The organism is Faecalibacterium intestinale, from assembly GCF_040096575.1.
In the GTDB taxonomy this organism is placed as follows: domain Bacteria; phylum Bacillota; class Clostridia; order Oscillospirales; family Ruminococcaceae; genus Faecalibacterium; species Faecalibacterium intestinale.
The window spans coordinates 16451-38476 of the sequence record NZ_JBBMEN010000015.1 but is presented as its reverse complement, the minus strand read 5'-3'; the positions used below and the strand labels follow the sequence as shown (position 1 = coordinate 38476).

General features: G+C 56.9%; 16 protein-coding genes. 5 read left to right on the top strand and 11 right to left on the bottom strand.

Annotation, left to right across the window (positions count from 1 at the left end; genetic code table 11):
- Nucleotides 1-44: 44 nt before the first annotated feature.
- The 6 genes from sstT to WMO20_RS10185 all read right to left on the bottom strand — a co-directional run bounded on the left by sstT (nucleotide 45) and on the right by WMO20_RS10185 (nucleotide 7329).
- Nucleotides 45-1283, bottom strand: coding sequence for a serine/threonine transporter SstT (sstT, locus tag WMO20_RS10210; RefSeq protein ID WP_349186799.1), 1239 nt, complete (start codon nucleotides 1281-1283; stop codon nucleotides 45-47).
- A 314-nt stretch (nucleotides 1284-1597) separates the two neighbouring features.
- Nucleotides 1598-2668, bottom strand: coding sequence for a 4-hydroxythreonine-4-phosphate dehydrogenase PdxA (gene pdxA / locus WMO20_RS10205; protein ID WP_112091348.1), 1071 nt, complete (start codon nucleotides 2666-2668; stop codon nucleotides 1598-1600).
- Between the two features lie 28 nt (nucleotides 2669-2696).
- A complete protein-coding gene (gene dapA / locus WMO20_RS10200) occupies nucleotides 2697-3611 on the bottom strand; it encodes a 4-hydroxy-tetrahydrodipicolinate synthase (protein WP_005922637.1) in 915 nt (304 codons plus the stop codon).
- A 20-nt stretch (nucleotides 3612-3631) separates the two neighbouring features.
- Complete coding sequence (locus WMO20_RS10195) at nucleotides 3632-4798, bottom strand: iron-containing alcohol dehydrogenase (RefSeq protein WP_005922638.1); 1167 nt, start codon at nucleotides 4796-4798, stop codon at nucleotides 3632-3634.
- A 65-nt stretch (nucleotides 4799-4863) separates the two neighbouring features.
- Nucleotides 4864-6024: a sialidase family protein gene (locus WMO20_RS10190; RefSeq protein ID WP_112091347.1), complete on the bottom strand. Its 1161-nt coding sequence runs from the start codon at nucleotides 6022-6024 to the stop codon at nucleotides 4864-4866.
- 63 nt (nucleotides 6025-6087) lie between these two features.
- Nucleotides 6088-7329, bottom strand: a complete 1242-nt coding sequence (locus tag WMO20_RS10185; RefSeq protein ID WP_349186786.1) for a four-carbon acid sugar kinase family protein — start codon at nucleotides 7327-7329, stop codon at nucleotides 6088-6090.
- Nucleotides 7330-7546: 217 nt separating this feature from the next.
- Here WMO20_RS10185 and WMO20_RS10180 point away from each other — a divergent pair, with 217 nt between their 5' ends.
- The 4 genes from WMO20_RS10180 (at nucleotide 7547) to WMO20_RS10165 (ending at nucleotide 13785) form a co-directional block, all read left to right on the top strand.
- Nucleotides 7547-9361, top strand: a complete 1815-nt coding sequence (locus tag WMO20_RS10180) for a PrpR N-terminal domain-containing protein (protein ID WP_349186785.1) — start codon at nucleotides 7547-7549, stop codon at nucleotides 9359-9361.
- Nucleotides 9362-9444: 83 nt separating this feature from the next.
- Nucleotides 9445-10185, top strand: coding sequence for a FadR/GntR family transcriptional regulator (locus WMO20_RS10175; RefSeq protein ID WP_308563913.1), 741 nt, complete (start codon nucleotides 9445-9447; stop codon nucleotides 10183-10185).
- 363 nt (nucleotides 10186-10548) lie between these two features.
- A complete protein-coding gene (gene ilvD, locus WMO20_RS10170; protein ID WP_435387766.1) occupies nucleotides 10549-12330 on the top strand; it encodes a dihydroxy-acid dehydratase in 1782 nt (593 codons plus the stop codon).
- Nucleotides 12331-12429: 99 nt separating this feature from the next.
- Entirely contained in the window at nucleotides 12430-13785 is a 1356-nt protein-coding gene (locus WMO20_RS10165; protein WP_112091342.1) for a GntP family permease, read from the top strand.
- Between the two features lie 113 nt (nucleotides 13786-13898).
- Here the strand turns inward: WMO20_RS10165 and WMO20_RS10160 are convergent, their stop codons facing one another.
- A complete protein-coding gene (locus WMO20_RS10160) occupies nucleotides 13899-15128 on the bottom strand; it encodes a glycerate kinase type-2 family protein (protein ID WP_349186784.1) in 1230 nt (409 codons plus the stop codon).
- Between the two features lie 218 nt (nucleotides 15129-15346).
- Between WMO20_RS10160 and WMO20_RS10155 the strand changes: the two genes are divergently transcribed.
- Nucleotides 15347-15595: a DUF6061 family protein gene (locus WMO20_RS10155; protein ID WP_349186783.1), complete on the top strand. Its 249-nt coding sequence runs from the start codon at nucleotides 15347-15349 to the stop codon at nucleotides 15593-15595.
- Between the two features lie 164 nt (nucleotides 15596-15759).
- Here WMO20_RS10155 and WMO20_RS10150 read toward each other — a convergent pair whose 3' ends face one another.
- The 4 genes from WMO20_RS10150 to WMO20_RS10135 all read right to left on the bottom strand — a co-directional run bounded on the left by WMO20_RS10150 (nucleotide 15760) and on the right by WMO20_RS10135 (nucleotide 21962).
- On the bottom strand, nucleotides 15760-17406 hold the full coding sequence (locus WMO20_RS10150) for an RNA-binding domain-containing protein (RefSeq protein WP_349186782.1): 1647 nt from the start codon (nucleotides 17404-17406) through the stop codon (nucleotides 15760-15762).
- Nucleotides 17407-17448: 42 nt separating this feature from the next.
- Nucleotides 17449-18672, bottom strand: a complete 1224-nt coding sequence (locus tag WMO20_RS10145; RefSeq protein WP_349186781.1) for an AlbA family DNA-binding domain-containing protein — start codon at nucleotides 18670-18672, stop codon at nucleotides 17449-17451.
- A 12-nt stretch (nucleotides 18673-18684) separates the two neighbouring features.
- On the bottom strand, nucleotides 18685-21081 hold the full coding sequence (locus WMO20_RS10140) for an Eco57I restriction-modification methylase domain-containing protein (protein ID WP_349186798.1): 2397 nt from the start codon (nucleotides 21079-21081) through the stop codon (nucleotides 18685-18687).
- A gap of 119 nt (nucleotides 21082-21200) precedes the next feature.
- Complete coding sequence (locus WMO20_RS10135; RefSeq protein ID WP_349186780.1) at nucleotides 21201-21962, bottom strand: DpnI domain-containing protein; 762 nt, start codon at nucleotides 21960-21962, stop codon at nucleotides 21201-21203.
- Nucleotides 21963-22026 lie beyond the last annotated feature (64 nt).

Below are 22026 nucleotides of genomic sequence, written 5' to 3'. Positions count from 1 at the left end.
GCACCAAAAGTGCGGCGGCTGCTTTGTTTATTTATGCTAGGTTATCAGCCCTTCAGGAAAGCCGGCAGGGGCTTGCCCTCCTTGAGCCACTGGTGATACTCGGCGGTGGCGGCAAATTCCACGTCGCCGGCAGAGTTCAGCGCAGTTTCCACCGAATCCTGCACCACGCCGATGATAAAGCCCACGCCCACCATCTGCATGGCAATGTCGTTGGAGATGCCGAACAGCGAGCAGGCCATGGGGATCAGCAGCAGGGAGCCGCCGGCCACGCCGGAAGCGCCGCAGGCACCCAGAGCGCTCATGGCGCTCAGCACGATGGCGGCAGGCAGAGACACCTGAATGCCCAGCGTGTTGGCTGCTGCCAGCGTCATGATGGTGATGGTGATGGCTGCGCCGTCCATGTTGATGGTAGCGCCCAGCGGGATGGACACGGAGTACATATCCTTGTCCAGCCCCAGCTTTTCACACAGGGACATATTCACAGGGATGTTGGCGGCAGAGCTGCGGGTGAAGAAAGCGGTCAGACCGGACTCCTTCAGGCAGCGGAATACCAGCGGGTACGGGTTGCGGCGCAGGTAAATGAACATGATAAAGGGGGAGACGATCAGCGCCATGAACAGCATGGTGCCCACCAGCAGTGCCAGCAGCTTGCCGTACTGGGTAAAGATGGCCAGACCATTGCCGGAAACGTTGGTGTACACCAGACCCATGATGCCGAAGGGTGCCAGATTGATGATCCAGCGCACGATCTGGGAGACGGCATCGGCAGTGTTTGCCAGAAAGACCTTGGTGCTCTCTGCGCCGATGTTCTTCATGGCAATGCCGAACATACAAGCCCAGAACAGGATGCCGATGTAGTTGCCGTTCATCAGGGCACTGACGGGGTTTGCCACAAAGTTGGTCAGCAGGGTGCTCAGCACCTCGCCCAAGCCCTGCGGGATCACGTCGGACTGTGCTGCGTCCGCCAGCACCACCGTGACCGGGAACATAAAGCTGGTGATCGCCGCAATGGCTGCCGCCAGAAAGGTGGTGAGCATATACAGCCAGATCACAGTACCGAAGCGGCGGTCCAGCTTGGACGAGCCCTGTGCCAGCGCGCTTGCCACAATGACGAACACCAGCACCGGGGCAATGCCCTTCAGTGCACCGACGAACAGACTGCCCAGCTCGCCCACCCAGCCTGCGCCCGGCGCAACAAGCGCCAGCACCGAACCGGCTGCCAGACCGATCAGGATGCGCAGGATCAGGCTGGTCTGGTTGTATTTTGCTACAACCGCTTTCAAGGTTTTCATATCGTAACACTCCTCTTACACTGTACGCCCATCGCGTACATCTTCCTGTTCCTTACACAAGAACAGTTGTCATTATATCACATACGTTCAAAAAGAGAAAGTGTTTTCAGACATTTTGCGGGCAGAACCGGCGCTTTTTGTAAACTTTTGCAAAAGCACCTCAAAAATAGTCCTTGTCAGAAATACAGTTTTGCGGTTTTGACGACAAAAAACACCCGGGGGAAATCAGAAAAAGCCGCCGCACCGTACGGGGTGCAGCGGCTCTCTCTGGAAGAAAATGAAGAATTGGTTGGGATGAAGATAACTTAGTTGGCGCGGCCGGTCATCTTGACCGCATACTTGATGGCGTTGACAAGGCTCAGCTCGTTGCCGTTGCCCTTGCCGGCGTGGTAGAAGTCGGTGCCGTGATCCACGCTGGCGCGGATGATGGGCAGACCCAGCGTAACGTTGACGCCCTCCACGGCCTTCCACTCCTGCTTTTCGCGGTCGTAGACAAAGCCCACGGTCTTGAGCGGGATGTGACCCTGATCGTGATACATACACACCACGATGTCGTACCAGCCGCCGATGGCCTGCGAGAACACGCTGTCCGGCGGGCAGGGACCCACAACGCCGGTAATGCCCTCGGCCTTGGCGGCTTCGATGGCGGGGGTGATCTCCTCGATCTCCTCCCGGCCGAACAGACCGTTCTCACCGCAGTGGGGGTTCAGACCTGCCACGGCGATGCGGGGATTCTCGATGCCCATATCCTTGCAGGCCTTGTTGGCGATCTCGATGACCTCCAGCACGCGGTCCTTCTTGACCCGGTCGCAGGCTTCCCGCAGGGAAACATGGGTGGAAACGTGCACCACGCGCAGGTCGTGATGTGCCAGCATCATGGTGTACTTTTTGGTGTGGGTGTAGGTGGCGTAGATCTCGGTGTGGCCGTCAAAGTGGGTGTAGCCGTCCGACTTTTCGCCGTGGTAGTACTCCAGCGCCTTGTTCATGGCTTCCTTGTTCAGGGCGTTGGTGCAGGTGGCATCCACCTCACCCGCCATAGCCAGCTCAATGACCTTTTTCACGCACTGGAAGGCTGCGTTGCCGCCCTCCACGCTGACCTTTGCCATCTCGAACTTGCTGATGTCCTCGATCAGATCCAGATGCAGCACATCGATGGTGCCGGGGGTGAACAGGGCATCCGACACCTTCTCGCAGCGGTGGATGACGATGTCCTCGCGGCCAACGAACTTTTTGGCCTGCTCCATCACCTTCACATCGCCCACCACGATGGGGCGGCAGTAGCTGTACTGCTCCGGGTCAGCCAGAGCCTTGATGGTGATCTCCGGGCCGGAACCGGCGGGATCGCCCATAGTAATACCGACAATGGGTTTATTCATAGCAGCCTTCTCCTTGCTTCAGCGCGTTTCAGTGCAGACCCTTGGCCTCGTTCTCAGCCAGAACCTTCTTGATGGCTTCCATGCCTTCCTCGGGCACATAGTTGAAGGGTGCGCGGCACTTGCCCACGGGGTGGCCCTGCAGGGCAACGGCGGTCTTGATGATGGTGTTGGGGTTGCCGTACTTGAAGGTCTGCTGCAGGATGGCAATGGCGTCCTGTGCAGCCTGTGCGCCCTCCAGATCCCCGGCCTTGAAGCAATCGTAGATCTTGGCAACGGTCTCCGGCCAGATGTTGGCACGGCCTGCAATGCCGCCTGCGCCACCCTCTTTCAGGCAGGTCAGGATAGCACCGTCATTACCGGCCAGAATGGCAACTTCCTTGTCCAGCTCACGGGTCAGGCGGATGTAGGCCTTCAGGTTCTCGATATCGCCGCTGGAATCCTTTGCGCCCACGATGTTCTCCACATCACGGCACAGAGCCTGCACAGTCTCGGGCAGCAGCTTATTGCCGGTGCGGGCGGGGATGTTGTACAGGATGATGGGCAGGTTGACGGCCTTTGCCACGGCGGTGTAGTGGTCGTACAGCTCCTTCTGGGAAGCCAGTGCAAAGCTGGGGGTGATGATGGACAGTGCATCTGCACCCAGCTCCTCGGCACGCTTGCTCAGGCGGATGGTCTCGGCGGTGGTGATGCAGCCGGTGCCTGCGTAGACCGGTACGCGGCCCTTTACCTGATCAATGACAGTGGCAAGGATCTCTTCCTTCTCCTGGAAGGACAGGGCGTAGGCTTCGCCGTTGGTGCCCATGGGGAAGATGCCGTGCACGCCGCCTGCCAGCAGGCGCTCCACCTGCTCGCGCAGAGCCTGATGGTTGACCGTCTGCTCGGGGTCATTGTTCATGGGGGTGATTACGGGAGGGATGATGCCCTTGATATCGCTGGTCTTCATAAGTCTTTACTCCTTTTCTGTTACATGATCTCCTGATACAGCTTGCGTGCATCGTCGGCGGTAACGGGGCGCATATTGTTCACCAGCAGGCGCTGTACCTGCATACCGGCGTTGACCAGACCTTCCAGATCCTCGGCAGGCACGCCGAACTCCTTGAGACTGGTGGGGATGTCCAGATGCTTGACGATGTGCTCCAGACGGGCGATCATCCATGCAGTCTTTTCCTCCACGGTAGTGCAGGTCTTTTCCTCGTGGCAGCAGCGGTCATAGGCGGCAGCCAGACGCTCGCGCACGGCGGGGTGCTCGCTGTTGAAGCGCATGACCGGTGCCAGCAGGATGGCGTTGGACACGCCGTGTGCAATGTGGTACTTGCCGCCCAGCGGGTAGCTCAGTGCGTGCACGGCGGTGGTGCCGGAAGCGGTGATGGCCAGACCGCCGTAGTAGGCTGCGATCTGCATCCGGTTCTTCTCTGCCATGGCTTCGGGGTCATCGCAGGCTTTTTCGATGTTGTTCAGGATCAGGTCCAGGCCTTCCAGTGCGTACAGATCGCTGAAGGGGTTGGCCTTGTTGCTGGTAAAGCACTCGATGCAGTGTGCCAGCGCATCCACGCCGGTAGCGGCTGCGATCTTGCGGGGCAGGTTCTTGATCATGCGGGCGTCCAGAATGACGTAGTCCGCGATCATGTTCTCGTTGACGATGCCCACCTTCAGTTCCTTCTCAGGCACAGCCACGATGGCGTTGGGGGTGACCTCGGCGCCGGTGCCGGCGGTGGTGGGGATCAGCACGATGGGCACGCACTTCTGTGCCATGCCGGGGTTATCCAGCAGCTCCTTCACGCCGTAGGCGTCGGTCACCAGCACGCTTGCCAGCTTGGCAGCGTCCATCACGGAGCCGCCGCCGCAGGCCACGATCAGGTCTGCACCGGAGACCTTGAACTCGTCCACCAGCTTCTGCACAGCCATGTAGCTGGGCTCCGGGGGCAGCTCGTCCAGCACATAATACTCTGCGCCGGAGGCTTTGACAGCTTCTTCCGGCAGGGCAAACAGGCCAGCGCCCTCAATGCCCTTATCGGTGAACATAGCTACCTTTTTTGCGCCGCGCGCCTTGATGATGGCGGTGATATTGTCCATGGCGTTCTCGCCGCCGTAAACTGCGTGCGGCATTTTAAGATTGTACTGGGTCAGCATACTGATCAACCTCCTGAATGATGCTTTGCTCTATAAATAAAGGATGAAAATTCCGAAAAGCTTTTTCAGCGGCTCTGGGCTGCGGTGGGGTTATACAGACCCACGGTTTCCCGCTTTGCGCCCAGCACGTCCTGCTCCGAGAAGCGGACGTACTTGATGCCCTGCCGGGTGCGGGCAGCGTAGGCCAGATGCAGCATACCGTCCCGTCCCTGCATCAGGTAGGGGTACTCGTACTGCTTGTTGTTGGTCTTGTTCTCATCGCCCATGTAGCCCTCGCCGCGCTCCATCCAGCGGATGATGGGGAAGGTCAGGCCGCCGTCCTCCGAGAGCGCCACCGCCACCGGGCAGCGCAGGCCGGGCCATGCAGCCTTGCCGGGCACAGGGTTGGGGGTGCAGGTGGGGTTGTAGGCAATGGCGATGCGGCCGCTCTGCAGCTTGACCGCACTGATGCTGGAGTTGTTGTTGGGCAGCGGGGTGGGTGCGGGCACCGTCCAAGTTTCGCCCCAGTCAAAGGACTCGCTGCGGTGGATGCGGTAGGCTTCGCGGTTGCGCATAAACGCCACCAGATGCCCCGGCTCCAGCTCGATGACATTGGCGTGGACGTGGCCGTTGCTGCCGGGCATCATGACCATGCGCCAAGTTTTACCCTCGTCGTCCGAGATGCGGAAGGCGGTGGGGTCGCCGGACAGACCCTCGGCAGAGTCGGTGCACAGCCAGTTGGCAAAGATCCAGCGGCCATTGGACAGCACCTGAATGGGCTGACGGCAGAAGGTGCCTTCCTCCGGGAACACGGTGGTGTAGTCGCCCCATGTTCTGCCGCCATCGGTGCTCTTCTGGCAGCGCACCACAGCGGTGAACTGCATATTGTCCTTACCCTCTACGCGGTCCAGCTGGGCGGTGTACATCGCCCACACGGCGTTGTCCGGGCCGTAGAACAGCGAGGGGTTCTGCTCGCTGCGGGTGGGGTCGCCGGAGATATCCACCGGCTCCAGCCACTTGGTGCCGTCATGCGGCAGCACCGAGCAGATGATGTGCACGTCTGCGCTGCCCTCATAAGTACCGGCGAACCAGCAGCAGAGCAGGTCGCCATTGGGCAGCTCCACCATAGCGGGTGCGTGGGCGGTGGGCCAGCCGCCGGTGGGCAGCAGGGCTTCCAGCGTGCCCATCTCCTCGTTCTCGTACACAGTGCCGTCCCAAGTCAGGCCGGGCAGTTTTGCATAGGTCATGGTCGTTCTCCTTCTGTTACATTTATCTTCCGTTCCAGCCGCAAAGGGCTGCTGCTTCCATTCTCAATGCTTTGCAATGCGGTCTGCCAGCTCCACCAGCAGATCCTCCTGCCCAAAGCCGCCGGACTTGGTGATCACGTAGCGGGTGCGTCCCTGATAGGTGAACCGCGCCAGCACGATACCGCTTTCCAGCTCGCACACCGGTTCCAACTCCCGTGCGCCCACGCTGTTCATGCACTGCAGCAGGGTGTCGCCGCCGGTGAGCAGCAGCGTACCCAGATGCTCGCTGCCGAACAGCGCCCCGAACATCTGCCCGACACTGCCGGAAATGCCCACCCGCAGGCCGTCCAAGTCGATGCCGCGGGCGGCGGCATAGTCGGCGGTGAGCTGGTTGTCCCCGGCATCGTTCGTTTCAATGATGCAGTGGGGGTTTGCTGCCAGCATCTGTTCGATTTCTGCCAGCGCAGCCTTGCCGTCGGCGCTTGCCCAGTAGCCGGGCTCCAGCTTCTGCCGGGGGGTCAGCCGCAGGCGGGTAAAGCCTGCCTTTTCGGCGGTGTCCATCTGCCGCAGGGTGATGGGGTTCACGCTGCCGCAGAGCACCAGCAGCCGGGGATCCAGCTGCGGGGTCTCGACCATGCTGCCGTCCGAAAGCCCCAGCAGCTCCGGCAGAAAGGCGGCAAATCCTGCGCAGCCTGCCAGCACCGGGGGTGTTCCATTCTGGAACAGCTGCTGTCCGGCGGCTTCAAGGTCTGCGGCGGTGGCGGCGTCATACACCAGAATGCCGGTCTTGTCCGCTGCCGTCTCGCCGGGCTGCAGGCTCTGTGCGGGGACATCGGTCTGCAAATGGATCAGCTTTGTCACCTCGGCGCAGCGCACCGGCTCGAAGGGGTCGATGCCGAAGGGGCTTTCGTTCACCGGCACACCTTTGATGTAATGGACACCCTTTTCGGTAGTGCGTCCGATCTGCGGGAAGGCCGGCAGAAAGGGTAAATTGCGTGCGCCGCTTGCCTTGAGCAGGGCGGCAAGCTCTGCGCCGATGTTGCCGCGCAGGGCAGAATCCGTCTTTTTATAGATGCAGCCCACGCCGTTTTCCACCGCGCTGCGGGTCAGCTCTTCAACAGCCTTGGCAGCCTTTGCGGCGGGCAGATGCCGCGTTTCGGTATCCACCACCAGCACGGTGCTGCTGCACGCGGAAAGGTCTGCCTGCCCCACCACGACCTGCGTGGGGATGCCGTGTGCCGCAAGCTGTACGCCGGTATCCAGCGCACCAGTAAAATCATCTGCAATCATCAGCAGGCGAAGCATTCGTTCGTGCCCCCTCACTTGTTTTTGTGCTTTCATTATGCCGTATCCGGCAGGGGATTGCACCCCGCGCAAGGGGCAAAAGCGTTTCATTTTAGCACGTTTTCAATTTTCTTTCCGTTTCAAGCGTAAAAACGTTCTATTTTGAAACCACTTTCTGTTTTCTTTTTGAACTACACCGAGTATAATAGTTTCAAAGAGAAACATGGAGGGACGTTTTATGGTCGAAACTCACACCCGCATTCTGGGCATTGCCCCCTACGACGGAATGCGCACCGCCATGGAGCAGGCGGCGCAGGCCTACCCCAACGTTGAGCTGGAGGTGTACACCGGCGATCTGGAAGAGGGACAGGCCATCGTGCAGAGCATGACGCCCAACAGCTACGACTGCATCATCTCCCGCGGCGGCACCGCCACCCTGATCCGGCAGGTGACCGACCTGCCGGTGGTGGATATCCATATTTCGGTGTATGATGTGCTGCGCACCATGAAACTGGCAGAGAACTACACCAGCCTGTACGCCATCGTGGGCTTTCCCAGCATCACCGAGCCCGCCCACACCCTTTGCAGCCTGCTGAACTTTGATCTGGACATCCTCACCGTCCGCAGCGCCGAGGAGGTGCGCCACACCTTGGAGCGGCTCAAGCAGGGTGGCTACCGGATGGTGGTCTGTGATATGGTCACCCACACCATTGCCCGGGAGATGGGCTTTGACGCCTTCCTGATCACCTCCGGCATCGAGAGCCTGCACAGCGCCATCGATCAGGCGGTGAACATCAGCACATGGTTCGGCCAGCTGCGGCAGGAGAACCTGTTTTTGCGCAGCATCACGCAGGAGCAGGGCGGCAGAGTAGTGGTGATGGAGCCGGACGGCAGCCTGTTCTATAATAATATGAAAGACATCTCCCCGGAGCTGCACCGCTGTTTGCAGACCCATCTGCGGGAGATCCCCACCACGGGCAGCTTAAAGTTCTATTACACCGAGCGCAGCCAGCTGTACAGCATCACAGCACAGGTGCTGCTGATGAACAATGTGCAGCGGTATCTGTTCTACTGCGTGCCCTCCCGCATCCCGCTGCATTCCAGCCGCCCGGGGCTGCGGTCGCTGAACCAAGGCGAGTGCGAGTATCTTTTCTCCAACAGCTTTTACAGCCTGAGCGGTGCCATGGGCACGCAGGACGCCGAGATCAACGCCCTTGCCGCCGTGCGTCAGCCTCTGTTCATCTGCGGCGAGCCGGGCACCGGCAAAGAGCAGATCGCCCGCTACCTCTACCTGCACAGCGCACTGGTGAACCGTCCCCTCGTGGTGGCAAACTGCGCCATGATGAACGATAAATCATGGGATTTTCTGCTCAACCACTATAACTCGCCCCTGAACGCCAACGGCAACACGGTCTACTTCCAGAACTTCGAGTCCATCCCGGAGCAGTGGAGCACCGAGCTGCTGGCTGCCATCGAGGAGACCGGCCTTGCCCGCCGGGTGCGGCTGCTGTTCTCCCGCTCGGTGCGGCCGGAGGAACCGGTCTCGCCGGTCACCCGCCGGTTCATTGAGCGGCTGGGCGCACTGACGCTGGAGCTGCCCCCGCTGCGCAGCCGGTCGGACGAGATCCCGTCCCTTTCCAGTTTGTACCTGAACAGCCTGAATCTGGAGCTGGGCAAGCAGCTCTCCGGCTTTGAGCCCCGCGCCATCGAGATGCTGCGGCAGTACCCGTGGCCGAACAACTACACCCAGTTCAAAAACCTTCTGCGCTCCCTTGCCACCCTGACGAACGGCCCCTACATCCGCAGCAGCAGCGTGGCAGATCTGCTCTCCAAGGAGCGCAGCCTGCGCAGCGCCCCGGCGGCGCACCCGGCGGCGGTGATCAGCACCGACACCTCCCGCACGCTGGAAAGCATCATCGGCGAGGTGGTGCAGCAGACGGTAGCCGCCCACGGCGGCAACCGCGCCGCCGCCGCCCGGCAGCTGGGCATCAGCCGCACCACCCTGTGGCGGTATCTGGGCAAGCTGGAAAACGGCGAGCCAGACCAGACATGATTTGTGTGTGCGCCGTTTGTTGACAAAACGCGCGCCGCACCGTATACTTCAGAAAAAAGCCGCAGGCGCAAAGGGGTACTGCTATGAGCGAATTTTCACACCTGAAAAACAAGCTGCTGGCCGAGCAGGTGGAGGATCAGATCTACCATTATATTCTGGACGAGGCGCTGGAGCCGGGCGCAAAGCTGCCCAACGAGTTTGCGCTGGGCGAAAAGTTCCGGGTAGGACGCAGCACCATCCGCGAAGCGGTGAAGCTGCTGTCCAGCAAGGGCATCGTGGAGGTGCGGCAAGGCTCCGGCACCTATGTGGTGACCACGGTGAAGGGGCTTTCCGACCCGCTGAACCTGCGCAGCGTGCAGGATAAAAACGCACTGGCCTTTGATCTGGTGAACGTCCGTCTGCTGCTGGAACCGGGCATTGCGGAGATGGCCGCGCAGAACGCCACCCCGGAGGATATTGAGCGACTGCGGCGGCTCTGCGAGCGGGTGGAGACCAAGATCCACGCGGGCGACCGCTACATCGAGGACGACATCGCCTTCCACACCTGCATCGCCGAGAGCAGCAAAAATCTGGTGGTGGGGCAGCTGATCCCGGTCATCGACACGGCGGTGATGATGTTCGTGAACGTCACCCACAAAAAGCTGATCGATGAGACCATCATGACCCACCGCATGATCACCGAAGCCATTGCCAACCACGACCCCATCGGCGCAAAAGCTGCCATGGTGATGCACCTGAACTTCAACCGCAGCTACATCAAAAAGGTCTACGATGGCGAGGACCCGGATGATGGCACCATCGGCATGGCGGCGTATATCAATTGAAAAGAAAAATATTTTTTAATGGAGTAATGCCGGAGCGTCTGCGGACGCTCCGGCATTGCATTTTCACGGGTGGAGTTTTTTAGAGGGCGAGGGCACTGACTATGTGCTGCGCCCTCTTTTTTCAAAATCATCAGACGACTTTTTTCCGTCTTTTTTTCAAAAGCCGCTTTGACGGCTGATTTTGGGCAAAATTCGCTCAGATTTGGGCAGAGTGCATGATGTATCCCAGAGTTTTTGCACAAATAGTAGGACATACCCGTGACAACTTGCAAAAAGACGTCTGCGGTTTTACAATAAAATCACAAAAGATCCCGCAGAAAAAAGGACGAAAGCAAGCAGTATTTGGAGGTAATGAATATGGAGTTGCGCTCACAGGAAGTCCGCACATTAGCACCTGAGAATGACCCGCTGAAGATGGGTATGGGCTGGAAGGTCGAGGATCTTTCCAAGCCCCAGATCATGGTGGAAAGCACCTTCGGCGACAGCCACCCCGGCAGCGCCCATCTGGATCAGTTCGTCAAGGAAGCCGTGCAGGCGGTCAACGACAACGGCGGCAAGGCTGCCCGCTATTTTGCCACTGATATGTGCGACGGCATCGCACAGGGTCATGACGGCATCAACTACTCTCTGCCCCATCGTGACGCCATCGTGAATCTGGTGGAAGCACAGGCAAACGCCAGCGTCTACGACGGCGGCGTGTTCATCGCCAGCTGCGACAAGTCCGTGCCCGCCATGCTGATGAGCATCGGCCGCCTGAAGGACATGAGCGCCATCGTGGTCACCGGCGGCGTCATGGAAGCCCACACCCTGCCCAAGGAGTATGTGGTCAACGACCCCGCCTGCGCCATCAACGAGCTGCTGACGCTGGAGCAGATCGGCAAGTTTGACGCATGGGAAAAGACCGGCGTCATCCCCAACAGCCAGCTGGACTACTACAAGCACAACGCCTGCCCCAGCTGCGGTGCCTGCTCCTTTATGGGCACCGCCTCCACCATGCAGATCATGGCAGAAGCACTGGGTCTGATGCTGCCGGGCACCGCCCTGATGCCCGCCACCGCCCCGGAACTGAAGCAGGCCGCCTACGATGCCGGCAAGCAGCTGATGGAACTGGTCAAGAAGGGCATCACCGCCAAGGATATCGTGACCAAGAAGAGCTTTGAGAACGCTATCATGGTGCACGCCGCCATTTCCGGCTCCACCAACGCCACCATGCACCTGCCCGCCATCGCCCACGAGTTCGGCATTGAGATCGACGCCGACACCTTTGACCGGATGCACCGCGGCGCCCACTACCTGCTGAACATCCGTCCCTCCGGCGACTGGCCCGCACAGTACTTCTACTACGCCGGCGGCGTGCCCCGGGTGATGGAGGAGATCAAGTCCATGCTGCATCTGGACGTGATGACCGTTACCGGCAAGACGCTGGGCGAGAATCTGGAAGAGCTGAAGAAGAACGGCTTCTACCAGCACTGCGATGCCATTCTGGCAGAAAAGACCGCCGGCTTTGCCCGCCCGGTCAGCCGCGAGGACATCATCCACAGCTTTGATAACGCCAAGGGCACCGACGGCAGCATCGCCATCCTGAAGGGCAACCTTGCCCCGGAAGGCTGCGTCATCAAGCACACCGCCTGCCCCAAGAATATGTTTGAAGCCACCCTGCGCGCCAAACCCTACGACAGCGAGGAGGCGTGCATCTCCGCTGTGCTGCACGGCGAGGTGAAGCCCGGTGACGCCATCTTTATCCGGTACGAGGGCCCCCGCGGCAGCGGTATGCCCGAGATGTTCTACACCGGCGAGGCCATCTGCGCCGACCCGAAGCTGGCTTCCAGCGTAGCGCTGATCACCGACGGCCGCTTCTCCGGTGCAAGCCGCGGCCCGGTCATCGGCCATGTCAGCCCGGAAGCTGCGGTGGGCGGCCCCATCGCACTGGTGGAGCCGGACGACCTGATCCAGATCGATGTGCATAACCGCAAGCTGGCCATCGTAGGCGTGAAGGGCGAGCCCAAGACTCCCGAAGAGATGGACGCCATCCTTGCCGAGCGCCGTGCCAACTGGAAGCCCAAGGCTCCCAAGTACACCAAGGGTCTGCTGAAGCTCTACTCTCAGCACGCCGTCAGCCCCATGAAGGGCGCATACATGGAGTAAAACGTTCCTCGTAAACAACAAGCAGTAAACCGCCTGGCGGGTTTTGCCGGACGGCCTGGATAAGTGCAACCAAAAAATCATGAAACGGAGGAATTTTCTATGACAGCAGTTGCAACACCCGATGCGGCACGGCTGGTTTTTGCTGCCGTGGCTGGTCTGATCCTATTGCTCGTTCTCATTATCAAGTTCAAGGTACACGCCATGATCTCCATCCTGATCGGTGCGGTGGGCATCGGCCTGATGGCCGGTATGCCCCTGTCCGACATCATCGGCTCGGTGAATGAGGGCATCGGCAACACCTTAAAGGGCATCGCTCTTCTGGTGGGTCTGGGCTCCATGTTCGGTGCCATTCTGGAAGAATCCGGCGGCGCACAGACCTTGGCTGTGACCATGGTGCGGAAGTTCGGTGACGAAAAGGCCGCGTGGGCACTGGGCATCACGGGTCTGGTGGTAGCCATGCCGGTGTTCTTTGACGCCGGTCTGATCATCCTCATCCCGCTGGCCTTCTCTCTGGCAAAGCGCACCAAGCGCTCTGTACTGTACTACGTCATCCCCCTGCTGGCAGGTCTGGCGGTCGGCCACGCCTTCATCCCGCCCACGCCGGGCCCTGTGCTGGTGGCTACCATGCTGGGCGTTGACCTTGGCTGGGTCATCCTCATCGGCATCTTCTGCGGCATCTTTGCCATGATCGCCGCCGGTCCCATCTGGGGCAGCATCTGCGGCAAAAAGTACATGGTCGAAGTCCCCGAGCACATTGCACAGCAGGCAGACATTGACGAGAGCAAGCTGCCCAAGTTTGGCACCATCGTGGGCATCATCATGATCCCGCTGCTGCTCATCATCGCAAACTCCGTGGCAAAGGTGGTGCCCGCACTGGCAGGCATCCAGCCCGTTCTGGCCTTCCTCGGCGAGCCCTTCATGGCTCTGCTGCTGGCTACCATCGCTGCTATGTACCTGCTGGGCACCCGCCACGGCTATAACAACGCCCAGCTGGAAAAGATCATGACCAAGTCTCTGGAGCCCACTGGCATGATCCTGCTGGTCACTGCCTGCGGCGGCGTGCTGCGCTATATGCTGCAGAACTCCGGTCTGGGCGATGTCATCGGCAACGCCGTGGCAAACGCCAGCCTGCCGCTGGTGCTGGTGGCCTTCATCGTGGCTGCTCTGGTGCGTATCTCGGTGGGTTCCGCTACCGTGGCTATGACCATGGCAGCCGGCATCATCTCCGCCATGCCCGGCCTCAGCGAGCTGAGCCCGCTGTACCTCGCCTGTGTCACCGCTGCCATTGCAGGCGGCTCCACCGTCTGCTCCCACTTCAACGACTCCGGCTTCTGGCTGGTGAAGAGCCTTGTGGGCATGGACGAAAAGACCACCCTCAAGACCTGGACCATCATGGAAACGCTGGTCGGCGGCGTGGGCTTCCTGGTAGCACTTGTTATTTCCTTCTTTGCCTGAGCGCCTGTCCGGGGCCTGCACCCCGGGATAAGCGTTGGGAGATCCTTATTCATTTACCTCGTTACCTCCTTAAAAAAGCCGCTCCGGGTGTGCCCGGAGCGGCTTTTTCTGCGTCAGACCAGTGCCACGGCAACATCGTTGACATTGGTGCCGGTGGCCCCTGTGAGGATCAGCCCTTCCACTGCCTGCAAGGCGTGGTAGGCATCGTTGTTTTGCAAAGCGTCAAAAACATTCCAGCCCGCTGCAGCCAGTGCGGCGGCGGTGTCGCCGTCCACATAGCCGCCTGCGGCATCAGTAGGGCCGTCGGTGCCGTCACTGCCCACCGAGAACACACAGCAGTGTTCCAGCCCCGCAAGGGCAGGGGCAGCGGCAAGCGCAAGCTCCTGATTTCGCCCGCCCAGCCCTTTGCCGGTCAGGTGCACCACCGTTTCCCCGCCTGCGATAAAAGCCAGCCTTTTGCCCTGTCCCGCATGGGTGCGGACAATGGAGCCAAGAAAGCTGCCCGCCTCCCGGGCTTCGCAGCAGAGCCGGTCGGTAAGGATGACCGGCTCATACCCCAGCTTCCGGCAGGCATCGGCGGCGGCAGTACACAGTTCCCGCACACTGCCGGTGATCCGGGTGGTCACGTTGTCAAGGGCTTTCGGCGTTTCCTGCGCCAGCAGCGTCCTTGCCTGCTTAGACAGGTTCAGCCGATATTTTTCCGCAATGGCAAGCGCCTGTGCGCAGGTGGAGGAGTCCGGCGCTGCCGGGCCGCTGGCGATCATATCCAGCGGGTCGCCCAGAATATCGCTGAGCACGATGCTGAACACCCTTGCGGGAGCACAGTGCTGCGCGAACCGCCCGCCCTTGACTGCGGACAGCCGTTTGCGGATGGTGTTCATCTCTACAATGTCGGCTCCGCAGGCAAGCAGCTGATTTGTGATGTCCTGCAGCTCTGCGCCGGAGACGAGAGGTTTTTCAAACAGGGCGCTGCCGCCGCCGGAAAGCAGGAACAGCACCGTGTCCTTTGCGGTCAGCCCCCGTACCAGCGCTAAAGCTTTTTCGGTGGCTGCAAAGCTGTTGGCATCCGGCACCGGATGCCCAGCCTCGCAGCAATCTACGCCGGGGATCCCGCCCTTCACATGGCCGTACTTTGTCACCACCACGCCGCCGTCCACGCGCCCCAGTGCCTGCACGGCGGCATGAGCCATCTGCCATGCCGCTTTGCCCGCCGCCACCAGCAGCACTCTGCCGCCCTTTGGCTGAAAGGCTTCCAGCGCACGGCGCACAGCTTCGTCTGGAAGCACCGCCTGAATGCTGGAACGGACAATTGCATCGGCGTCCCGCCGCAATGTGGTATTCATGAAACAGACCTCCCTATACGATCGGCAGATGCTGCCTGCGCGATAGATTTTAGCAGAAAAATTATAGCACAATGCAAAATCCACTTGCAAGCATCCAGACCGTGCAGAAACCGTGCACTTACTCCCGGACAAATTAAAAAATACTTCATCCGACAACGACTTGACGGCATTGGTTCGCGTGACCACACACCATAAATCAAGTCTTGGAGGATACTATTATGACAAAGTTGCTTTCCTGCCACTATAACATGGACACCAACCGGGTGGAGACCCGGTTCGAGGATGGCACCACTCTTGCCATCGACTGCATCGCCGTTGAGGACGAGTACGGCAGCACCCCGGTACAGCGGGCAGAGCTGGACTGGCTGCTCTATAACAAGCCCTTGGAGTACGCACAGATGGTGCTGAGAGGGGAGATGGAGTGTTATCTTTCTCTCGGCTGTGACCATGGCAGGCTGGAGGATTGAGCCTTAGAAAACGCGCGGCAAAAATGCTAATCGCGCGGCGCGCGTTTCTCAGCGTAAATTCAGCGCAAACCATACCAAGTCAGCGTATTTTCAGCGTAAATCCCGGAAAGTCAGCGTAAATTCAGCGCAAATCAAACTTTCAGCGTAAAAGTCAGCGTAAATTTTCACTTCACGCTCTTGTACTTCGTTCCCCGGCCTATGCCATCAGGCTGCAAGATGCCGTCCTTGCACATCTGGTGCAGGATATAATAGGTTTGATTCTTATTAAACCCACACAGTTCTTGTGCTTTCTGATTCGTAATCGACGGCTTATGCTTCAGATATTCAAGAATCCGATCCTTTGCCTGAATCTGGCTGACCGTCTTGTCCTGCACATAGGCCACATCGGTTTTCACCGTTTCGTAGACCTTGAGGGACAGCATATAGGTCTTGCCGTTGAGTTCCAGAAGCCCCTCGTCCCGGAGAGCGTTCAGAACCTTGTGGGCGTTGTCATCGGTTTCCTGAATCGTCTTTGCCGCCTGCTTCAGGGTGATTTTCTGGTGCTCCCGGAGATAGTGCAGAATCATCAGCTCCGACAGCGTGAACATCTTGGACCGCTTATCCTGCGTCTCTGCGATAAAACGCACGAAGCTCTGGTTTTCCATCGTGCTGCGAAGGGTCAGCCGGACGGAGTTGGGCGTGCTGGCGTACTCCGGGTAGGGTTTGCCCTCGGTGAGCATACTCTGGAACATAATGTCCACACCCTGCCCGGAACGCTGCACATACTTCAGGTGCTGAAGGGTCATGGCAATCAGCTTGTTCCGGGGAATAGACTGGTGGGTGATGATGTTGCTTTCGTTGATGTCCCCCGGAAAGCCGCCGGGGTTCTCAATCACGATCTTTGTGGGGTAGTGCTTGACGTAGATCGGTGCCATATCCTCATAGGAGCGGTGCGCCAGCGCATTCAGCAAAGCCTCCTGAAAAACCGCTTCGGAGAAATCATACACCTCCAGCCGGAACAGCCCCACCTGCACATTGGTCAGGCGGTTATAGGTGCGGATGCGCTCGGTCAGCTTATCCAGAATCGAGATCACCGGCTCCTGCATATCCATGCGGTTGTCGTATTCCGTCTGCGCTTCGTCGCTGTAATGGAGGTAGATCACCTCTGCCTGCGGCAGCAGCCGTGCAATAGACGCTGCCTTGCCTACAAACAGCAGCCCTGCCACCGTCACACGCACTTCATCCTTATCCATGCGGATCAGGTTCAGGTTGTCCAGAAAGGTGGTATCTGCCAAGTCCGGCAGGGCAGAGCCTGCATCCCGAATCCGCAGCTTCTCTTTCAGGCGGTACACTTCCAGCAGGTCAATGTCGCTTTCGGTTGCGCCCTCCACGATCTTTGCCGAAAAATCCGGGTTATCGGCAGGGGAGTACACATCGTTTGCCGGGTAGTCGGGCTTTGTCACATTCCCCAGCCGCCTGTAATAGATGCCGCCGGTGGTGGCAACATGAGAGTTGGATTTCTCCACCGATACCACCAGCACCACACCGTCAGAGGTTTCCACCGGCTCGATTTCGGTAAACAGGCTGGGCCGGGTCATATCGTAGATGGCTTCCATCAGTGCCTGCGGGTCACTCTTGGGGCAGCCCGTAATGGTGCCGTCATCTTCCACACCAAACAGCAGAACGCCGCCCTTTGTATTTGCCAGCGCAACCGCACTTTTCACCGCAAGCTCTTTCCGCTGCCGGTAGTCCTTGCACTTCACCCACGACTTAAACTCCTGCCGGGTGCTTTCCCCGGCAGCAATCATTTTGCGGAGTGCTTGTTCGGTCATGGTGGGGGCTCCTTTCTTGACTATTTCTGGCATAAGAAAAAATCATTCTCCAGAAGATTCAAATCGATCAATATACCCTAAATTCATAAAAGCTGAGTAAAATAATTCACGATATAGATTCCCTGTGTTATACGCCATATTTAGTTCATCAAAGTATTTCCTATCTATAATCTCGTAATCACTCTTAGGAATACGATTGCTCGTCATAATCAAGTTGTTGCCGTATTTTCTCTTGTGATTTTCCAAATATTCCCTGTATCTGTTTTTGTCACTTTCAGAATCTTCTGTTCCAAGTTTATAGAAAGGAACGAACTGTTTTAAGACAGTTAATTTCTCATATTTTTGTGCATAAACAAAAATATCGCTATAACCATCTCCAAATATAAGACTATAAACTTTCCTAAGAAAAGAACTGGAATAGTAAAAAAGCGAAGTAATATCAACATCTGCGGTTTCTGGTGTTGCTATCAATAGCAATCTTCCACGAACACTCCCATCTAACATGATTTCCATGAAGTCATGAACGCCCGCCGCCGTTGGAACAACTTTTCCATTTTGTGTTCTTACAGTTGCACTACCCATACCGAACACATAAGAATATCCAACACGTGTTATACTAAATTCAGGATTGATTTCACGAAGATATTTTGCTATTGGTTCTAAGTCTATAGTATAAAAATTCTTTTGTAAATTTGTCTGTTCCGATGTTACAACTGAAAATCCAAAATCCCAATATCCAAACACATTATTAGGTAATTTTGCGGCCTCGACTTCTGGAAGTTCAATTTGGCTTTTTATGTGAAGGAGCTGGTCTGCTCGCTTATGATACATCTGGTTAAGTTTTCCAGATTCGGTAACAACACACGAACCCGAAGAAACACGCTCGCATATATCACCTTTATTTGTGATATATGGCGGCATGGCACCTTCTTCAATTTTTATAACATAGATAATCTTGTCATCCGCCGAAAAGCATTTTACATCAAATTGAGGAGTGGGCGTAATTCCATTATGGATTGTAATGTGAATCCGCTGTTCATTCCACGCAGTACAACCAACAATATTTTTATTATCATCAACACCCAAGAAAATATATCCGCCATACGTGTTTGCAAAAGCAGAAATCTCCTTCACAAGTTTTGCTGGTTCTACCTTATCTATTTTATATTCAAAGAAACAATTCTCGTTACTATCCGGGTCGCTTAAATAATCTTGGACATCTTTAAATTGAAGTTCTTCCCAAGGCTTACTATTGATATTGACCACTATTATTTCACCTCACTCCATCACTCTAATCGTACTCTCAATAAAAGCAATCTCATCTTCCGTCAGCTCATACTTCCTGTACAGTTTTTCGTCCGTCCATTCCTCCGTAAAATCCTGATCGGGCACAAAGATAAAGTTTGCTCTTGCAATGTGCATGGAAGAATAGGTCAGGCGCAGCATGAAGCGAGTAAACTTACATATCAGATACTGCTTGTAGTTTTTGATTTCTTTTTCAGTATCAAATGCGCCCAGAACCAGATAGGAGAAGGTGTTCACCTCACCCGGAACCTCAATCCGGGGTGTTGTGATGGCCTTATAGCCCTTGGACGGGTCAATGCCAACCTCACCATTGCAGGGAACCAGAATGGAGATCGTTGCCTTGTACTTGTCGATCAGCTCCGCATTTTTCTTGACATCGCTTCTCTTAATATAGCCGGTGCCTTGGCTGTGAATAAGGGAAATGCAGCCGTCAAAGGGTTCTTTCTCACCACGAGCCGCCGAGGGGAAACCAAAGGCATCAATGGGCTGCACCCGATCGGTCAGGAAGTGTTTTGAACGGTTCAGAACCTTATGGATGATGGACAGCGATTCATTCGACCGAATGAAGATCTCCCCAAATTCATTGAGATTGCGCCGCATGGTATGGCGTTCCAGACCGCTGACGTTTGTAACCTCGCAAACCTCCTCCTTATCCCGATCCCACAGGAAATAACAGATGCCGCCTGCAATATCCACGGTGCTGAAACAGTCCTTGGAGTTCACAAAATCCGTCAGCCTGATCAGATGCGGATCGTTCAGCATCTCATTGCGGAAATCGTTCAGACCGATGCCGCCAGCATACCAGCGTGCCGGCATAATCATGGAGATATAGTGGGGCTGCATGGTTTTTGCCTGATCCACAAACAGGTTATAAACCGGGCGTGCCTGCTTTGCCGCCACATTGGCTGCGCTGCCGCCGCCTGTATCCTCCTGATACGGCGGATTGCCCACAATGGCATCAAATTTCATGGGCTGTCCCTCCTTTCCCCATGTATCGGTTCGCTGCAGCTTCTTTGCCAGACGCTGCGGGTCGCTTTCCATCCGTTCCAGCAGGTGCGGAATGTAGGTGGTGTTGACCGTCCAATCCTGATAGCCCACCAGCGTCCGCCGGGTGATGCTTTCTGCCATCCGGGTCTTGCACAGAACAAAGATCTGCTGCTCCACGGTCTCCTGCCAGAGAGCCTGTGTCTGCTCCAGCGGCAGCTTGTCCTCCGGGCCGGGCAGCTTCATGGCGTACAGGCTGTATGCCATATACAGGGGATACAGGCCGGATTTGGAGTTCATTTCCAGAATCCGTGCCTCCGGGTTGAGGAAGATGTCCTCCGTGACCTGCCCCTGATCCACCAGACGGGGCTCCTCCAGAACCTCCTGCGAATCGAGCTGCTCGTTGAGGAAGCAGTAGCCGCCCACCATGTTGCTCAGATGAAGGTTCACCACCCGCCACGGGGTCAGAACGGTTTCCTTGTCGGGGTTGCGGAAGTGGCTGAAGATCTCGGCAATGCGCTTCACACGCTCGGTGGGCGGCAGTTCGTCCGCAGCCTTTGCCATGCGGCGAATGCGCAGACCCGCCCCGCTGACCACATCCTCGTCGTAGTATTTCAGCAGCTTGCGGAACAAAGCAGTGCTTACTCCTTTTGGCATGAACTCCTGCCAAGATTCAGGGTCTACCAAGTCGATAAAATCCGCCATGTGGATTTCTTCGGTCAAATCGACCTTTGCGCCGTAAATCAACAGCGGCAGACGAATCGAAACATTCCGCAGCAGCCGGATGACCTTTTCCCGTTCTTTCTTCTGCTCTTGCAGTTTCTTGAGCAGGTCATCATCCTCTTTGGTGCGCTCCCGCTTGGGCTTGTTGGAAATCTTGTCTGCCTTTTCGTATTCCTCGCCCGTCAGCCCTTGATGGTTGATGTGGACTTTGGTTTCCTTTTTGGCGGCTTTCTGCTCGCTGAGCTTGTCCGACAGGGTATGGAACAGCTGCACATCGTCCTCGTCCATGACGATGCCGGTGTCCTGTTTGTAGACCGATTCATCGTCAAAGCCGCTCTTGATGGCTCTATCCACCGTCAGACGCTTGATCTGCCGCATCATTCTGGAGACGCTGTATGCAGTCATCTGGGTGCCGTCCACCGCAATCACCGGGCAGAAGTTCAAAAACTCGCCCAGTGCCGCCCGGTTCTGCTCCTCGTTGGTCCGACCCCGCTTGGTAATGCGGTTGACCTCAGAAATCACGTTCAGGGCACGGTCCGGGGCAAAATCAAAGACGTAGCAGCGTTCCTTCTGTTTGCCGTCCAGCACCCCTGCCGACTGCACCCGGAAGATGGTCTGCATATAGCCGGACGCAGCCGTGCTTGCCGACCCGGTCAGCATCATCACAGCCGTCCACTCCGGCACCGTCACGCCGGTGGTCAGCTTGCCGCAGGAAATGGTAATGGTGTAGCGGTTCGCCTTGATGACCTGCTTTACCAGCGTCAGAAAGCAAAGAATCCTCGCTATATCTTACGATAATGACCTCGATCCAGAAATTCAATTATTCCTTTATCCCGAAGAAATTGCATCTGTTGGCGAATCTTCGCTTCAATGTTTTGATTGTCAGGATGCTGAATCTTCAGTTTGTCTGCAAACACATAAATATCCCTCAGATAAAAATCTTTCGTCGGGATAGCGTTTACACAGTTGAGTACATCAAACAGCCATCCACGCTTTTCAATAGATCCCGTTTGCAGACGTTTGATTCTTGCATAGTCTTGTACGATACGATCCTTACTGCGGAAATTCTGATTTTCAATAATGGGGATTCGTCCTTGTTCTGGAATATCACCGTACAAAATATTGCAACCGACCCATCCAGCACGTCTGGCAGTTGGCGATAACGGTTTTCTCTTTTCGATTACTGTAGGTGTAAAGAAGAATTTGGGAACAACTGTTAAATCGACGACCTGTAAAGAGGAGTAGTGCATAACCAACAAATCGGGATTTGTCATACTGGTTATGCGGCTTATCATAGTATCGTATGCACCATCCGATATTTTTCTTCCGATTCTTCCATCTTTACTTTTCAACTCAAAGATTTCCCCACAGGATGGACACTGAAAGTCTGCAACAGGGCGGTTATTTTCCAATTTTGAAATTCGAGCGTTTCCACATACCGGGCAGAAAATGTTATCATTGACCCAGCTTTCGCTCATTACACGGATCTTCTGTGAATTGCTTTTATATTCAAGTCCCAGCGATTGGTCAAAACACAAGTTCATAGTTCAAAATCCTCACACCGGATACTGCTTTTTTGATTGTACCACGTTGGTCAGGCACTGTAAA

Coding starts and splice junctions, on each gene's coding strand:
- WMO20_RS10165 (WP_112091342.1), top strand. CDS start 12,430: ATGACAGCAGTTGCAACACCCGATGCGGCACGGCTGGTTTTTGCTGCC.
- WMO20_RS10185 (WP_349186786.1), bottom strand. CDS start 7,329: ATGCTTCGCCTGCTGATGATTGCAGATGATTTTACTGGTGCGCTGGAT.
- WMO20_RS10135 (WP_349186780.1), bottom strand. CDS start 21,962: ATGAACTTGTGTTTTGACCAATCGCTGGGACTTGAATATAAAAGCAAT.
- pdxA (WP_112091348.1), bottom strand. CDS start 2,668: ATGAATAAACCCATTGTCGGTATTACTATGGGCGATCCCGCCGGTTCC.
- WMO20_RS10195 (WP_005922638.1), bottom strand. CDS start 4,798: ATGCTGACCCAGTACAATCTTAAAATGCCGCACGCAGTTTACGGCGGC.
- WMO20_RS10140 (WP_349186798.1), bottom strand. CDS start 21,081: ATGATGCTGACCGGGTCGGCAAGCACGGCTGCGTCCGGCTATATGCAG.
- dapA (WP_005922637.1), bottom strand. CDS start 3,611: ATGAAGACCAGCGATATCAAGGGCATCATCCCTCCCGTAATCACCCCC.
- WMO20_RS10155 (WP_349186783.1), top strand. CDS start 15,347: ATGACAAAGTTGCTTTCCTGCCACTATAACATGGACACCAACCGGGTG.
- WMO20_RS10190 (WP_112091347.1), bottom strand. CDS start 6,024: ATGACCTATGCAAAACTGCCCGGCCTGACTTGGGACGGCACTGTGTAC.
- WMO20_RS10180 (WP_349186785.1), top strand. CDS start 7,547: ATGGTCGAAACTCACACCCGCATTCTGGGCATTGCCCCCTACGACGGA.
- WMO20_RS10175 (WP_308563913.1), top strand. CDS start 9,445: ATGAGCGAATTTTCACACCTGAAAAACAAGCTGCTGGCCGAGCAGGTG.
- WMO20_RS10150 (WP_349186782.1), bottom strand. CDS start 17,406: ATGACCGAACAAGCACTCCGCAAAATGATTGCTGCCGGGGAAAGCACC.
- WMO20_RS10160 (WP_349186784.1), bottom strand. CDS start 15,128: ATGAATACCACATTGCGGCGGGACGCCGATGCAATTGTCCGTTCCAGC.